The sequence below is a fragment of the Marinobacter sp. B-12 genome (assembly GCF_056857915.1).
Genome location: NZ_JBSXOB010000057.1, coordinates 71,682 through 87,731, shown reverse-complemented (window position 1 = coordinate 87,731; position 16,050 = coordinate 71,682). Strand labels below are relative to the sequence as shown.

14 protein-coding genes are annotated in these 16,050 nt (G+C 56.6%); 5 read left to right on the top strand and 9 right to left on the bottom strand.

All coding sequences use genetic code 11. The annotated features are described in order from the left end of the window. Positions 1-44: 44 nt before the first annotated feature. The 5 genes from leuS (at position 45) to AC13D2_RS11950 (ending at position 5,383) form a co-directional block, all read left to right on the top strand. Positions 45-2,630, top strand: a complete 2,586-nt coding sequence (gene leuS / locus AC13D2_RS11970; RefSeq protein ID WP_300497496.1) for a leucine--tRNA ligase — start codon at positions 45-47, stop codon at positions 2,628-2,630. Between the two features lies 1 nt (position 2,631). Next, on the top strand, positions 2,632-3,204 hold the full coding sequence (locus tag AC13D2_RS11965; protein WP_300497435.1) for an LPS-assembly lipoprotein LptE: 573 nt from the start codon (positions 2,632-2,634) through the stop codon (positions 3,202-3,204). Next, a complete protein-coding gene (gene holA / locus AC13D2_RS11960; RefSeq protein WP_292047415.1) occupies positions 3,201-4,208 on the top strand; it encodes a DNA polymerase III subunit delta in 1,008 nt (335 codons plus the stop codon). Before AC13D2_RS11965 ends, holA begins: the two co-directional genes overlap by 4 nt. An 88-nt stretch (positions 4,209-4,296) precedes the next feature. Further along, positions 4,297-4,560, top strand: coding sequence for a hypothetical protein (locus AC13D2_RS11955; RefSeq protein ID WP_292047414.1), 264 nt, complete (start codon positions 4,297-4,299; stop codon positions 4,558-4,560). A 187-nt stretch (positions 4,561-4,747) separates the two neighbouring features. Continuing rightward, positions 4,748-5,383 (top strand): endonuclease, encoded by a 636-nt coding sequence (locus AC13D2_RS11950; protein WP_300497438.1) that lies wholly within the window; start codon positions 4,748-4,750, stop codon positions 5,381-5,383. A gap of 121 nt (positions 5,384-5,504) precedes the next feature. Here the strand turns inward: AC13D2_RS11950 and AC13D2_RS11945 are convergent, their stop codons facing one another. From AC13D2_RS11945 to bioF, 9 genes are all read right to left on the bottom strand, one after another. Then, the gene (locus AC13D2_RS11945; protein ID WP_482938651.1) at positions 5,505-7,337 is read right to left on the bottom strand and encodes a transposase; all 1,833 of its coding nucleotides are present in this window, start codon (positions 7,335-7,337) and stop codon (positions 5,505-5,507) included. A 129-nt stretch (positions 7,338-7,466) separates the two neighbouring features. Next, positions 7,467-9,257, bottom strand: a complete 1,791-nt coding sequence (locus AC13D2_RS11940; protein ID WP_482938650.1) for an acyl-CoA dehydrogenase C-terminal domain-containing protein — start codon at positions 9,255-9,257, stop codon at positions 7,467-7,469. Positions 9,258-9,470: 213 nt separating this feature from the next. After that, a complete protein-coding gene (locus AC13D2_RS11935; RefSeq protein ID WP_300497441.1) occupies positions 9,471-11,270 on the bottom strand; it encodes an acyl-CoA dehydrogenase C-terminal domain-containing protein in 1,800 nt (599 codons plus the stop codon). 235 nt (positions 11,271-11,505) lie between these two features. After that, positions 11,506-12,207: a putative metalloprotease CJM1_0395 family protein gene (locus AC13D2_RS11930; protein WP_482938649.1), complete on the bottom strand. Its 702-nt coding sequence runs from the start codon at positions 12,205-12,207 to the stop codon at positions 11,506-11,508. Positions 12,208-12,296: 89 nt separating this feature from the next. Continuing rightward, entirely contained in the window at positions 12,297-12,542 is a 246-nt protein-coding gene (locus AC13D2_RS11925; RefSeq protein ID WP_007154811.1) for a hypothetical protein, read from the bottom strand. A gap of 51 nt (positions 12,543-12,593) precedes the next feature. Next, a complete protein-coding gene (gene bioD / locus AC13D2_RS11920) occupies positions 12,594-13,286 on the bottom strand; it encodes a dethiobiotin synthase (RefSeq protein ID WP_292047409.1) in 693 nt (230 codons plus the stop codon). A gap of 18 nt (positions 13,287-13,304) precedes the next feature. Then, the gene (gene bioC, locus AC13D2_RS11915; RefSeq protein ID WP_421911120.1) at positions 13,305-14,129 is read right to left on the bottom strand and encodes a malonyl-ACP O-methyltransferase BioC; all 825 of its coding nucleotides are present in this window, start codon (positions 14,127-14,129) and stop codon (positions 13,305-13,307) included. Beyond that, positions 14,117-14,869, bottom strand: coding sequence for an alpha/beta fold hydrolase (locus AC13D2_RS11910; RefSeq protein ID WP_482938648.1), 753 nt, complete (start codon positions 14,867-14,869; stop codon positions 14,117-14,119). Before AC13D2_RS11910 ends, bioC begins: the two co-directional genes overlap by 13 nt. After that, positions 14,866-16,044, bottom strand: coding sequence for an 8-amino-7-oxononanoate synthase (gene bioF / locus AC13D2_RS11905; protein ID WP_300497453.1), 1,179 nt, complete (start codon positions 16,042-16,044; stop codon positions 14,866-14,868). Before bioF ends, AC13D2_RS11910 begins: the two co-directional genes overlap by 4 nt. Positions 16,045-16,050 lie beyond the last annotated feature (6 nt).

Here is a 16,050-nt window from a genome sequence, read left to right as displayed (position 1 = left end):
TTTTTGATACGGTCTGATAAAGGGTAACTTTGGTAATGGCAGGAATGGACCAGCAATACAATCCGCGCGATGTTGAACAACAAGCCCGTACCTATTGGGAAGAGAACAACACGTTCACGGTGAAGGAAGAACCGGGCAAACCCAAATACTACTGCCTGTCCATGTTCCCCTACCCCAGCGGCAAACTGCACATGGGGCACGTGCGCAACTACACCATCGGCGACGTCATTTCCCGCTACCAGCGTATGCAGGGCAAGAATGTCATGCAGCCCATGGGCTGGGATGCGTTCGGCCTGCCCGCTGAAAACGCCGCCATCGCCAACAAGACCGCACCCGCGAAGTGGACCCACGCCAATATTGCCTACATGAAAAACCAGCTCAAGCAATTGGGCTTCGGTTACGACTGGAACCGCGAGCTGGCCACCTGTAAACCGGACTACTATCGCTGGGAGCAATGGTTCTTCGCCCGTCTTTACGAGAAAGGCCTGGTGTACAAGAAGATGTCCACCGTCAACTGGGACCCGATTGACCAGACGGTACTGGCCAATGAACAGGTGGTTGATGGCCGTGGCTGGCGCTCCGGCGCATTGGTCGAGCAGAAAAAGATTCCCCAATGGTTTATCCGCATTACCGACTATGCCGAAGAATTGCTGAATGACCTGGACGAGTTGGAAGACTGGCCCGAGCAGGTCAAGACCATGCAGCGGAACTGGATTGGCAAATCGGTGGGCACCGAGCTGACCTTTCCCCTCAAAGGCCGCGAGGACGCACTGGACGTCTACACCACCCGCCCGGACACACTCATGGGCGTGACATACATGGCCGTGGCCGCCGAACACCCCATTGCCAAGGCCGCTTCCGAGCGCTATCGCGAAGTCGCTGAGTTTGTCGAGCAATGCCGCAACAGCAAGGTTGCCGAAGCGGATATGGCAACCATGGAAAAGAAAGGCATTGATACCGGCTACAAGGCCATTCATCCGCTGACGCAGGAAGAAATTCCTGTTTACGTCGCCAACTTCGTGCTGATGGAGTATGGCACCGGCGCACTGATGGCCGTGCCCGGCCATGACGATCGTGACCACGAGTTCGCGCTCAAGTATCGCCTGCCCATCAAACAGGTTATCGCTGCCACGGACAGCCGCGAAATCGACGTTCAGGAGCATGCCTTCATCGAAAAAGGCGTTCTGGTTTCTTCCGGAAAATACAACGGCCTGACCAGTGCGGAAGCGTTTGACGCAATCGCCGATCACCTGGAAGAAAGCGGCATTGGCAAGCGCACAGTCAACTATCGCCTTCGGGACTGGGGCGTGTCGCGCCAACGCTACTGGGGCGCACCGATTCCGATGATGACACTGGAAGACGGTACGGAACGTCCGGTGCCAGACAACCAGTTGCCGATCACACTTCCCGAGGACGTGGAGATGGACGGCGTACAGTCGCCCATCAAGGCCGACCCGGAGTGGGCCAAGACCAGCTACGAAGGCCAGCCTGCAACACTGGAGACCGACACCTTCGACACCTTTATGGAATCGTCCTGGTACTACGCCCGCTTCTGCAGCCCCAACTACGACAAGGGCATGCTGGACCCGGCTGCGGCCAACTACTGGCTGCCGGTGGATCAGTACATCGGTGGTATCGAGCATGCGATCCTGCACCTGCTGTACGCACGATTCTTTCATAAACTGCTGCGGGATGTGGGGCTGGTCAACAGTTCCGAACCCTTCAACCGCCTGCTGTGTCAGGGCATGGTGCTTGCGGAAACCTACTACCGCGAGGACGACAACGGCGGCAAGATCTGGATCTCGCCGGCCGATGTGGTCACCGAGAAGGACGATAAGGGCCAGGTAATTCGTGCTGTTCATAAAGACGACGGCAAGCCGGTTGTTGCTGGTGGCGTGACCAAAATGTCCAAGTCCAAGAACAACGGCATTGATCCCCAGGCGATTATCGATGAACACGGCGCCGATACCGTGCGCCTGTTCATGATGTTTGCGGCGCCTCCGGAGCAATCCCTGGAATGGTCCGACAGCGGCGTTGAGGGTGCCCACCGTTTCCTCAAACGCCTGTGGCGCATGGTCAGCGAACACACTGAAAGCGGAACGGTTCCTGCTCTGGATACCACCAACCTCAGTGAAGGCCAGCGCAACCTTCGTCGCAAGACCCATGAAACCATTGCCAAGGTGAGCGATGACGTCAGCCGACGGTTGACGTTCAACACCTCCATCGCAGCGGTAATGGAACTGCTCAACGATGTCAGCAAACTGACAGACGAGGAGCCCCAGAGCCTGGCGGTGCGCCAGGAAGCACTGGATACCGCGGTACTTGTCCTGTCTCCAATCGTTCCCCATATTTGTCATCAGTTGTGGCACGCACTGGGTCACGACGAGCCTGTGGTCGACGCGCCCTGGCCCGAGGCAGACAAGGACGCGATGGTTCGCAGCGAGATTCAGGTTGTCCTGCAGGTGAATGGCAAAGTCAGGGCAAAGGCCGACGTTCCAGCAAACATTGAGAAAAGCGCGCTGGAGGCTCTGGCACTCGAAAATGAGAACGTTGTCCGTTTCACTGAGGGTAAAACCGTGCGAAAGGTCATCGTTGTGCCAGGCAAACTCGTGAACGTGGTAGCGAACTGATATGAACCTCCTGGCCAGCTCCCCCAAGACACTTCTGGCTGGCCTCACCCTTTCACTTCTGGTGTCAGGGTGCGGGTTTCAGTTGCGAGGTGCTCCACCGGTGTCATCCGCATTACAGCCGCTTGCAGTTGATTGTTCCCGCAATGTACCTGAACAACTGTGTAGCTCAGTGAAGACACAACTGGAGTTGGGCAATATCAACCTTCAGCCGGCCGAGAACGCCGATTATGTGCTTAACATCAGCAACTTCCGCCGGGAACGCCGGGCCAGCGCCATTACAGTAACCGCTGCCGCAGCTGAGTATACACTTCGGCAGACGGTTGATATTGAAGTGCTGACGTCCGACAAGGTTCCGCTGATAGCGCCAGCTGACCTCAGCAGCAGCGAAACCTACCGCTACGACGAAACCAATGTACTGGCCAAGCAACGGGAAGAGGAAGCCCTTCGGGAGCAACTCTACGACCGTCTCGCCCAGCAGATCATCTTTCGTCTGGCGCCCCTTGACCGTGCACGCATAGAACAGATAAAGAAGGACGCGGAACAGACACGTCATCAAGACAGTGGTCAGCCATGAAGACCCAGGCCCACCAGCTCCCCCAGCTTCTCCAAAAAGGTCTGTCGCCAGTCTACCTGGTGTCGGGCGATGAACCCCTGCTGGTTCAGGAATGCTGCGACCAGATCCGGAAGACCGCGCGAGAAGCCGGTTATCAGGACCGGGTAACCTTCCACGCTGACCAGCAACTGGACTGGAACCGCGTAGGCGAAGAATTTGGTGCGCTATCGCTGTTTGCCGAGAAGCGCCGTATCGAAATACACCTGCCCTCCGGCAAATTGGGGGATGGCCGTGCGATTCTTGAAAGCGTTTTAAAGAACCCTCCCGACGACATTGTACTGCTACTGATCAGCGCACGTCTGGACGCCGCCGAAACCCGACGGAAGTGGTACAAGGAGTTGCAAGACAAAGGCGTGCACGTGCCGGTTTGGCCCATTGATACTGATAAATTCCCCGGCTGGCTGCAACAGCGGGCTCGTAACCATGGCCTCAGCCTCACCCGCGGTGCACTGGACATCCTGGCAGAACGACTCGAGGGTAACCTCCTGGCAGCGAGCCAGGAACTGGATCGCCTGGCGTTGCTGGATTCCGGCGCCACCATCGACGAAGACGCCGTGGAACAGGCTGTTCAGGACAGCTCCCGCTTCAACGGTTTTGAACTGGTGACAGAACTCCTCGCCGGCCGGGCCGCCCACGCCCGCAAAATCGTCGGTGTTCTTCAGCAGGAAGGCGAGAACCCGCTGGGATTGCTGGCGGTGCTGACACGGGACCTGAACCTTACCATGGAGCTGAATATCGCTGCTGCCCAACGAGAGAATACCGCCGGCTTCCTGAAGAAACGCGGCGTATTCCAACCCCAGCGCGCCAAGGCCGTCGAACAAGCTGCACGCCGCCTGAACCGCCACCAACTCAACAGCGCACTGGAGCTATGCAGCACCACAGACAGAGCCGCCAAAGGCTTTGATACTCTCTCACCCTGGCACTACCTACATGACCTGATCACCTTGCTTGCAAGGCGCGCATGACGCTATGAAATAGCCGTCAATCCAGCTTGACAGTTTTCGACATTCGGTAGCATCGTATAGTCGTTAACTGTTAAAGGAGGTGCATGATATGAGCTTCCAGGACGAACTGAAAAAACTGTCTGAAAAAATTAAACAGTACCGTGACGAAGCGCGGGTTCAGATGCATCTGGCCCATGAAGACGTGAAAGACGAGTGGGACGATCTGGAGAAGGACTGGGAACGGTTTCGCAGCAAACTCGATTACATTCTTCACGATGCCGAAGACGCGTCAAAAGAGGCTCGCCAGACCGCCCATAAGTTGGGCGAAGATTTGAGAACGGGCTACCGGAATATACGTAACCGAAAGAAGTAAAATGTTAACCGGTTAACATAATGCCACAAATAGCCACACAGAGGCTCTTTCCCGGCGGGGCCTCTGTGTCATACTTCTCAATATAAATGAATGAACCGTCATTTTTCTGACTGGCCAGGTTTAATTACTGCCCTTCATGGCCCGATTAGCAAAGGCGCTCTCACGCGCTGAGAGGTATAAATGGCCTATGAAAACTAAAAACGTTGTTTTGGTCGCACTGGCAGCCTTGCTTATCCCGTCTCTCGTCATTAGCCAGAACACCCGCTTCAGTGATCCGGATACCGTTGTGAACAACGAATTCTGGGGCAAACTGTATGCCCAGGGCGGCAATTCCTTCTTCTGCGGCACCCCATTCAAAAGCAAAGGCTTTGTCCTCACGGAAGGCTATGTATACCCTCTGGCAAAAGTTCGCAATGCGCTTGGGTGTGGCACCAGCAGTCAATGCGACGATGATGACAGATACCGGCAGATTGCATCGGATCTTCACAACATGGTTCCCGTTCGCAGTCGTATTGAAATGTCCAGAAGAAACGCGATCTACGAGGAACTGGGCGATGCAAGCAAGCCCGACGAGTGCGGAATTCGCGAGAGCGCGCAGTTTTTTGAACCACCGCAAAAGGTGAAAGGCGATATTGCCCGCACGGTGGCCTATATGGTGAACACCTATGACCTGCCCTGGGCGGGCGCTTTCCGGGTGTTCAAGAGCTGGAACCGGATCGACCCGCCAGATGATAGGGAGCTTGTCCGCCATCGACAGATTGCCGACATCCAGGGTAACGAAAACCCTTTTGTTCTTGATCCTGGCCGGGTAGAAAACCTGTAAGCGAGTACATAGAGCAGCATTAAAAAGGCAGGCCCGCGGGCAAGCCGTTCACCTAAAGTGGATCTGGTTTGGCCAGGCCGGGCGACAAAGAGGGTCGGTGGATTTATCCACTGGCCCTTTTTTATGCGCTGGTCTTCGCGTATTTGTCGAGATAGATGATCTTTTCTAGGTCTACCGGGCCTTTTGCGAGTCCCAATCGCATCGCCGGAGTCTTACCTTTATCATTGGTTTTGCAGAAGTTGTAATAAACCCGGTAGATGTCTCCAAGTTGGCTGTACCTGTCCGGATTATATGGTGAGTAACCGTACCAGATGCGTCTTCCACTGGTGCCGGATCCAAATGGTCGTTCAAAACAACTTATGGCTCGCCGGATTTGCATAAAGAATCGATCTACCGCATGCAGTGACCCCATCTGAAGAAGGCTCGCTTGATGGTCGAGTGAGTAACGGTCGATCCCAGTGATGGCCGCGATCATTTTTTCCGATTCCACCATTGTGGCTTCCGGATGTTGAACCCATTTCTCGGGGGAATTCGGAAACGACAGTGGTTTTTGAATTCGGTCGATCAACATTTGATTGATAACTGCCTTTCGCTCCTTCCGGGACATTTTCAGGAAGGCAACGCCAGCATACTCGCCGATCAATTCTTGAGCATCTCGAACTAATTGCCGCTTGGCATCGACGGTTTTTTCTTTGCTTGCCCTGATCAGGAATCCATCCGATTCCCCATTCAGTATTTTGTCGCGGAACGCTGCGATATAGGCACCTCGCATTCCGGTGTCCTGGTCCATATAAAAACGAGTTCGCTCTACAGAACCCAGTAGATGCCTCAACAAAAAGAAATGGGCTGCCATGGTGTATTCGTTGTGAATCAAAACGCCTTTAGCCGGAAGACGCGTTGTGGAATCAAAATCCTCAGATGATCCACTCACATTAACGCTGCTATCGAAGGCGGCCTTGCGTTGCACCTCTTCCACCAAGGACCCTGCTGCCAGGCGCTCTAAACGGCTTGAGGAGCGTTTGGTGGCATCTGCAAACTCCTGCTTCAGCCACACCCTTGCGTAATTGCGATGGTACTTGGGACGGTCATAATCACCAATCTCGATAGCGTGTTTTTCTATCTGATCTTGATCGACGCTCGCATCAAAATTGAAATTGAAGGCGAACACGTAACCGGTTCGGAGGCAGGCCGTAGCGATTCCATAAACCTCACAGTTCCGCTTATCTTTCCGCTGCGTCCAGTTGCTGATCTGCACCTGACGATCTGTCGCAAGATACAGTCGATCACGGCCCATTTTTTTCAGCTCAACTTCTCGCCGACTTGCAAAGTCCAGGCACTGACGGTGCAGGAAATCTATTTTTCCGTAGAGTGTTTTTGGATGGATAGACAGGATTTCAGCGATTCGGCGCAAAGGAACGCGATTAACGAGAAGCTTGAAGAATTGTTTGTTCGTTTCGGGTCTTCGATGGACGCGGTTTCTTTTCTTGGGTGTAAATGTCTTCCGGCAGGAGAGGCATTGATAGCGTTGAGAGCCTGAGGCCGTTTTCCCACGTCGCTTTATTTCGCCGCCCTCGTTCGTGCAGCCGTTGGGACAACTTAAGTCAGGACCCGAAAGATATCGGCTGATGCGGTGAAGTTCCTCAGCGACCGCCTGGTTACTTTTAAGTGCAGAGGTGATGCTGCCGGAATAATTACCGAATTGTTTTCTGGTTTCACAGGATTTGCAGGCTAGCGCGGCAGAATTGAGACCCGTTCCCTGAATTCTGAAAGGTTCCGGCATCTCCGGAATTTGACGATCATCCGTTTCTCTATTAGATTCCTTGCATATCCTTTCTTCGGGGACAGGCGAGAGACCAAAATTCTCGCAATCCGGTGCCCCACAGCCGTTAACTTGAATTCCCTCGAACCTTTCCGGAACTCGCGGCCAATCCTTCTGGCAAGATTTCTTTCTCATGAAAAAAGGCACCATACTGTCTGGATGTCCAGTAGTATAGCGCCTTTTCGGGCTAGGCCAAGCCGTTCAGATCCACTTTAGGTGAACGGCTTGGCCCGCGGGCCTGCCTTTTTGTTGACTGCCGACGGTTCAGAACTCCTCAGCCGTCAGCGCCATCATCGAGTCGCTACCGCTGCGAATGCCTTCGGCCAGTGCGACGGTCTTTGGCAGCAATCGGTCGAAGTAGAAGCGTGCGCTCTTCACCTTGCCGGTGTAGAAGCCGGAGGTGTCACCATCGGCCTTCGGTGCCGCGACTTTAACCATTTTGACCCACATATAGCCGAGGGCCGTCAGGCCAAACAGGTCGAGGTAGTCCACGGAAGCCGCGCCAACAGCGTCCGGATTGTCACCGGCCTGCTTGATCACATGCTCGGTCACATCCGACAGGCGCTCAAATGCTGCCGCCAATGGTTCCAGGTAGGGGCGCAAGTTCTCGTCGCTGCTGTTTTCCTCGATGAAGGTAGCCACGTCCTCGGCAAATAGCTCATAAAGCTTGCCTTGGCTGCCAACCACTTTCCGCCCCATCAGGTCCAGCGCCTGGATACCGTTCGTACCTTCGTAGATCTGGGTTATCCGGCAGTCGCGAACCAGTTGTTCCTGGCCCCACTCCCGGATAAAGCCGTGGCCACCAAAGACCTGCTGGCCCATGATGCAGGCGTCCAGGCCGCGATCGGTCAGGAAAGCCTTCGCCACCGGTGTCAGCAGCGCCACCATACCCTCGGCATGCTTGCGGCGTTCGTCATCGTCGGAATACTTGGCAATATCCAGCCACTGGGCAACATAGGTGGAGAACGCACGCCCCCCTTCCACATAACCTTTCATGGTCAGCAGCATGCGGCGCACATCAGGGTGAACCAGAATCGGGTCAGCGGCCTTCTCCGGCTGCTGGGCACCTGTGGGCGCTCGGCTCTGGATGCGCTCAAGGGCGTATTCACGAGCGCTCTGCAGCGAGGCTTCCGCAGCGCCAATGCCCTGAATGCCAACGCCCAGGCGCTCATAGTTCATCATGGTAAACATGGCGGCCAGCCCCTTGTTTTCTTCGCCAACCAGCCAGCCCCTGGCACCGTCGAAGTTCATTACGCAAGTAGCGGACCCTTTGATGCCCATCTTCTTCTCCAGGGAACCACAGCTCAGGCTGTTGCGCTCGCCAAGGGAACCGTCTTCGTTTACGTCAAACTTGGGCACCAAAAACAGGGAAATACCCTTGGGCCCTTTGGGAGCATCCGGCAGCTTCGCCAGCACAAGGTGGATGATGTTCTCCGCCATGTCGTGCTCGCCCCAGGTAATGAAAATCTTGGTGCCCGTCACACTGAAGGAGCCATCGCCATTGGGCTCAGCTTTGGTGCGGATAATACCCAGATCCGTACCCGCATGAGGCTCGGTGAGATCCATGGCGCCAGACCAGGTACCTGCGTACATGTTGGGCAAGTACTTTTCCTTGAGCTCCTGACTGCCGTGGGCATCCAGGGCAAGGCACGCACCCGCCGTCAGCATCGGAGCAAGACCGAAGGCCATGTTGGCGGCTTGCATCATTTCCTCGAACTGGGCCACCAGGGTTTTCGGCATGCCCATACCGCCAAACTCCGGGTTGCCGCCCAGACCGTTCCAGCCGCCCTCAACGATGGTCTGATAGGCCTCGCGAAACCCCTCTGGCGTGGACACGTCGCCGTCATTCCATTTGCAGCCCTGCTCATCACCCTCGCGGTTCAGAGGAGCCAGCACACCACTGGTAATCTTACCGGCTTCTTCCAGAATGGCGTCGGCGGTATCCGGGTCAACGTTCTCCGCCACTTTGGGCAGCGATGCCCAAAGGGCCGGCGCATCAAATACTTCATTCAGGACAAAGCGCATGTCACGTAAAGGTGCCTGATAATCAGCCATCTCAAAACTCTCCAAAATTCAGTCAGTCTGCGAAGTGAACAACAATGGACCTTTGGCCCTGATCACTTCCTCGGCTATGTGTCCGCACAGGTTATTTTTATCGGACCCATTCTACCCTATCGGCGGCCCCAACTCATGAGCCCCGGCGGCTATGGCAACAAAAAAGCCCGCCTCCTGAGAGAGCGGGCTTTTTCTGGTTCCCTGAAGCCCGCCTTATAAGGCGAAGGCTTCTTCGGGCATGTCCATCAGGCTGTCGGAGCCAGCCAGCATGCTTTCGGCATGCCCTTTGGTGCGCGGCAACATGCGCTTGAAATAGAAGCGCGCTGTCTGGATCTTGGCGTTATAGAACATTTCTTCGGTTGTGCCTTCCACCATCTTGTCCAGCGCGACCTTGGCCATACGGGCCCACAGATAGGCGAACACAGCGTAACCGGAGTACATCAGGTAATCCACAGACGCGGCTCCCACTTCCTCGCGGTTCTTCATGGCTGTCATGCCAACCTTCATGGTCAGATCGCCCCACTCCTTGTTCAGGGCCGCCAGCGGCTCAACGAATTCCTTGAGTTGCTCGTTGTCAGCGTTTTCCTTGCAGAATACATGAACCTGCTTGGTAAAGCCTTTCAGCGACTCACCCTGGGTCATAAGAACTTTGCGGCCCAACAGATCAAGCGCCTGAATACCCGTCGTCCCCTCGTAGATCATACCAATACGGGAATCACGAACATTCTGCTCCATGCCCCACTCGGAGATAAAGCCGTGGCCACCAAACACCTGCATACCCAGGTTGGCAGCTTCGTAGCCAATCTCAGTCAGGAAGGCCTTGGCAATCGGAGTCAGGAAGCCCAGAGCCTCGTCAGCAGCCTTACGCTCTTCCTCGGTCTTGCCACTGTGAACGATATCGGCCTGCTGCGCGGTAAGGTAGATCAGTGCACGGGCGCCTTCGGCGACGGTTTTTTGAGTCAGCAGCATACGGCGTACGTCGGGATGCACGATGATCGGATCAGCAATACCTTCCGGATTCTTCGGACCGCTAAGAGAGCGCATGGCCAGACGATCCTTGGCGTAGGCCAGCGAGCCCTGAAAGCCAAGCTCAGCGGCACCCAGACCCTGGATGGCGGTACCGATACGGGCAGTGTTCATAAAGGTGAACATACAGTTCAGGCCCTTGTTCTCGGGACCAATCAGCCAGCCTTTAGCGCCGTCGAAGTTCATTACGCAGGTGGAGTTGCCGTGGATACCCATTTTGTGCTCGATGGAGCCACAGGAAACCGCGTTGCGCTCACCGGATGAGCCATCGTCGTTAGGCAACTGCTTGGGCACGATAAACAGGGAGATACCCTTGGTGCCTTCCGGTGCTCCCGGAAGTCGCGCCAGTACGATATGGACGATGTTCTCGGCCATGTCGTGCTCACCGGCAGAAATGAATATCTTGGTGCCGGTGATGGCGTAAGTGCCATCGGCATTCGGCTCTGCTTTGGTGCGCAAGGTGCCCAAATCAGAGCCACAGTGCGGCTCGGTCAGACACATTGTGCCGGTCCACTCGCCACTGATCAGTTTGGTCAGGTAGGTCTGCTTCTGCTCTTCTGTGCCGTGGGCCTCAATGGTATTGGTGGCGCCATGGCTGAGGCCAGGGTACATGCCAAAAGACCAGTTAGCGGTACCGACCATCTCACTCATCACCAAGCCAAGTGAGTGTGGCAGGCCCTGACCGCCATAATTGGGATCAGCGGTCATGGATGGCCAGCCGCCTTCCACGTACTGCTGATAGGCCTCTTTGAAGCCGGTTGGCGTTTTCACGCCGTCTTCGCTCCAGGTACAGCCTTCCTTATCGCCCACCTGGTTCAGCGGAGACAGAACCTGCTCACAGAACTTGGCACCTTCCCCGATGATGGCATCGACCATATCCGGAGTTGCATCTTCGGCGCCTTCCAGATTGGCGTAGTGCTGCTCGCTGTCCAGCAGCTCATTCATTACAAATTTAATGTCACGTAGGGGCGCTTTGTAGTCAGGCATGGAATCCACCTCAGGTTTTCGGTCTCAGCTGCGACACGGTCACAACAATCAGCCTCGGGATTTACTCATACGCTCAGCAAGGGAAGCCGAACGCCAATAAAACACTTGTTTGAAACATACGTTTAGAGGCACGGAATTGTCAATAGCCGCAATCAAAATTTGTGTTGTGTTTTGTCGCGAATGTTTACCGATGGTTTAGGCAAACGGGGAGGCTTGAGACTAAAAAGCAGCTTTTTCAGGCGGTTGCCCGAAAGGATGAAGAGGTATAGGCGCTTACACCGTTGCTCCCGATGCCGGAGATGACCTGATAGGCATTCGTCGCTTCCCGCGACTGCTTTGCACTGGTTTCGTCACCAGCCTCGTCCTCGGACACTCCAGATTGCCCGGACTCGTCGGTGCGGCCCAACTCTGAGGAGAGTTCAGCTTGTGCCTGTAGCATCAACTGCATGGCCTCTGCCGCCACCGCCCGGTCCTGCGAGGAAGGCTCTGCCGGTGCCAACGCTGCAGCCCTGACCACACGCATTTTATCGATTGTCGCCTGGGGATCTCCCCGCACGGGCGAGGTGCTGATCGAGACCTCGCCTCCGACGGCGTACTGAGCACCATCGGCGCCTCGCTCATAGACGTAGGAAATGGAGCCAGCGTACTGGCCACCAACCGCCTGATGGGCCGCCTCATGGGCACGAACCTCACGGTCGCGGGCTTTCAGTTCCGTAAGCTGTTTCAGTTCCGCCTCATCCAGGCCCTGAGCATTCTCAGCTCTGGAACCCTGCGGGCGGGTAGGATCTTCCGCGGCATTACCGTCAGCGACGCGGCCAGACCCGGAGGTTTCAGGAGATGTTCGAGGTTGAGGTGATGCGTCCGAAGACGGCTGGAGGGGGGCACCCGAAACCGTATCCCCTGCGCCACCGGAAGGTGGAGGAAAGACAGGAGCCATTGACGGAAGATAGCCCGAAATCATCATGTCAGCAGACAGGTCGTCACATCATAAGGGCCTGAACAGGACCTGAATCGCCCTGAGAGGGTTCAGGCAGTAATATCCAGAAGCGTGCCCAGGGTTTCGTCGGCGGTTTTCACTACCTGGGCCGAGGCTTCAACACTGCGCTCGTACAGCTTTAGATCAATAATCGGTTCCACGAGACCACCGACACCTTCTGCCGTGCCCTGGGGGCCATCAACCCCACCCCGGGCAATCCTGCGGGCGGCGTTTTCCATGCCTTGCATGCCGTCCTGGATGCCCTGAATACCAATGCCTAATGTATTGCTGATCATAACTGCGCAGCCCAATGACCATATATTGACACCAGTAGGCCACACATTTGGTCAATTTTCAAACAAAACGGCAAGATCCAGGACCTTGGCCAGCTCCCGCGGATCGGCACGCTCCTGCCATGGCAACACACCCAGGCATGGCGCAGGCAGGTTCCGAATCAGATAGTCGAGGGTTTCCTGCTCACAGGTCATGGCCGCTGGGTCCGGTCGATTGGCCACCCAACCTGCGATAGACAAGCCATCGCGGTGGATAGCTTCAGCAGTTAACAATGCATGGTTGATACAGCCCAGCTTCAGGGGTACCACCATAATGACAGGCATGCCCAGAGCGACGGGCATGGCGGCGTAGGTTTCACGGTCATTGAGCGGTACCCGCCAACCCCCAGCGCCCTCCACCAACAGCAAATCCGCGGGACGCATCTGCAGCCCGCGGCAGAATCCAACCAAACGTTCCGCGGTGAGGTGCCGCCCCGCTTGGGCAGCTGCCACATGGGGCGCGATGGCGGGCAGCAAGGCTACCGGGTTCACCTGATCGTAAGGCAACGGTTCCGACATGGATTCCATCAGTATCAACGCATCTTCATTGCGCAGACCTTCCGGTGTTTCGTCGCAACCAGACGCCACCGGTTTCATCGCAAGCGTTTTCTTCCCCAGGGTTGCGGCTGCCTCAAGAATCGCAGCAGACACCAGTGTTTTTCCCACACCGGTGTCGGTACCCGTCACAAAGTAATTCTTTCTGGCCATAGATCAATTAACCCCATGTCAGTCCGGCAGACAGCAACTCAGCCATGCCGATGTGTAAGTTGCCTGTATTCGGCCTTCCCCGTTTTGAGGATAATAACCGCACATGGCCCGCAAACGGCCAGGCGCGGTTGCGCTTTGACGCCGCGATACGCCTTTGTACCCGGCACCGATAGCCTTGAGCTCCGCCAGTAGGGCCAGCGGTGAGGGATAATCCAGTGAAATCGTCTCGATCGCCAGTTGCGGGGCCGGGAGCGTTTCGAATGCCAGTTCCCGAAAACGCGCTTCCGGTTCAAAACGATTCACATGCTGATGCCCGGGGTCTGCCCTGTACCAGGCTTCCCTAAGTTCGTCGAGGGTACCCTCCAGCAATGTCGACACCAGTAGCCGACCGCCTGGGCGCAGAACCCGACGGCATTCGGCAAGCACGCCGGCCGGGTCACGGCACCACTGAATCATCAAATTACTGAAGACCACGTCCACACTGTTGTCCGGCAACGGCAACGCCTCGGCATCAGCCTCGATCCAACGAATGCCGCTCGGGTTGACCGATCGGGCGTAACGAAGCATTCCCGCGGCAATATCAACACCGGTCACCTGGCTCCCCGGAATCGACGCCAACTGCCCCGTAAACCACCCGGTGCCGCTGCCCAGATCGAGTATCTGGGGTCCATCCGCGCATTGGGCCTGACGAAGCCCTTCTTTCAACTGGTCCAGCAGGACTTGCCCCATATAGCGCTGCAGCCGGGCAGCGGGATTGTAGGTATGGGAAGCGGAGCCGAAGTCGCGAGCAATTGTGGATTTCGGAGGCACCCAGTCGTGGGCGTTGGCTGTTACAGGGTCCATTGAACCTCCTTGCCGAAAACAAACCGAAGGATTTCGTCATGGCAACGCGAAAGCGCCTGCCCTCGAGGCCAATGGGTCATACCGGGGACCGAAACGACCTTGGCGATTTGAGACGGATGAAACGTGTGCTCCCAGCACTGGACGACCACATCCTCGCTTGCCTGGAGATGAAGTGTCGGCACGGGTAGAGCACTCCACAGAGACCGCTGGTCTTCGCTACCCAACCAATCCAGCCCCCGCGCCAGGTTCAAGTCGCTCACTAAAGGCCCTCTTGCGAGCCAGGGGCGCAGTTCCTGCCGGGCTTGCGAGCCATCGGGGCAGCCGTGAATCAAAAGTTGCTGAAAGCGCCGCCAGGCAAAGCCGGCATTTTGAGACACCTGTTCCCGGAACGCTTCAAAGGTATCCGCTGTCATTCCGGCAGGCCACTGCGGCCCAGCTACAAAGCGGGGGAACCCGGCCAAAGTGATTGCCTTGCTGACCTGAGCAAAACCGCGCGAGGCAGCCGCCATAACCACCTGTGCCCCCTGGGACCAACCCGCCCAAACTGACGGACACGGATAACGCTCCAGCAGATAATCCGCCACCTCTGTGACCGAATCGCATCGGGACATGAGGGCATCGTTCAGCGATATCAGATGAATCTCCCCTGGCCAGCGATCGAACAACGGAAGCAGCATGGCGGCATCGACACCCCAACCACCCACTACCACCAGCGGGATTCGTGTTTCCACAGCGTTCATACCACCTCTGCAGAAGGCCTGCTCAGCAGTGAACGGCAGTCCGCCAACGCGGACAGCAACGTTGCCAGGTCTTCCGACGAATGTGCAGCGCTGAAGGTGACCCGCAAACGAGCCTGGCCTTCCGGCACAGTCGGTGGCCTGATCGCTGTAACCATCAGCCCCCTCTCCTCCAGGGCCTGACTCAATGCGAGGGCCGCCCAGTTGTCGCCCACCATGATTGGCTGTATTGGTGTGCGGGATGGCATCAACTCATAGCCCAATGCCAATGCTTCCTTGCGGAACTCTGAGGCCAGCATCTGCAGGTGACTGCGACGGCTGTCTTCCCGTTCAATCAGGTCAAGGCTGGCACAGGTGGCCAGTGCAATGGCCGGAGGCATGGCGGTGGTGTAGATATACGTGCGGGCTTTCTGTACCAGGTAATCCATCAACAGCTGCGGGCCGGCCACAAAGGCGCCACTGGTACCCACAGCTTTGCCCAGGGTGCCGATCAGTAAGGGAACGTCCTCCTCGGACAGTCCCAGCTCCATCAGACAGCCCCTTCCCTGCGGCCCCAATACGCCCAGCCCATGGGCGTCATCCACCACCAGAAGGGCATCGTGCGCTCGACACAATGCCGCCAACTCCCTCAATGGCGCGATATCCCCGTCCATGCTGAATACGCCGTCTGTCACCACCAACTTGTGGCCATCGGTAGCGGCAAGCATGTCGGCCAGGGCATTCATATCACCATGGCGATAACGACGCAGCCTGGCGCGGCTGAGGATACAACCATCGACGATGGAGGCATGGTTCAGGCGATCCGAGAAGATGGTATCGCCGCGACCCGCCAGCGCCGAGATCACGCCCATGTTGGCCATATAGCCGGTTGAGAAGAACAGTGCCGAACTGCGTCGGGTAAAATCTGCTAGCCGCAGTTCCAGTTGGTGATGGGCATCGTGATGACCGCAAATCAGGTGTGACGCAGCGCCGCCAAAACCGATGCCAGGCATGGCGTTGGTGGCGGCCCGAATGATCTCGGGGTGATTTGCCAGCCCCAGGTAATCGTTGCTGCAGAACGACAACAGCGGCACGCCATCGGAAACCAATGCAGGCTGTTGGGGACCGCTGATCTGGCGGCGGGTGCGGTAAAGCCCCGCCTGTTTTCGCTCTTCCAGCTCTGCCGCGAAGTCACGCATGGTCAG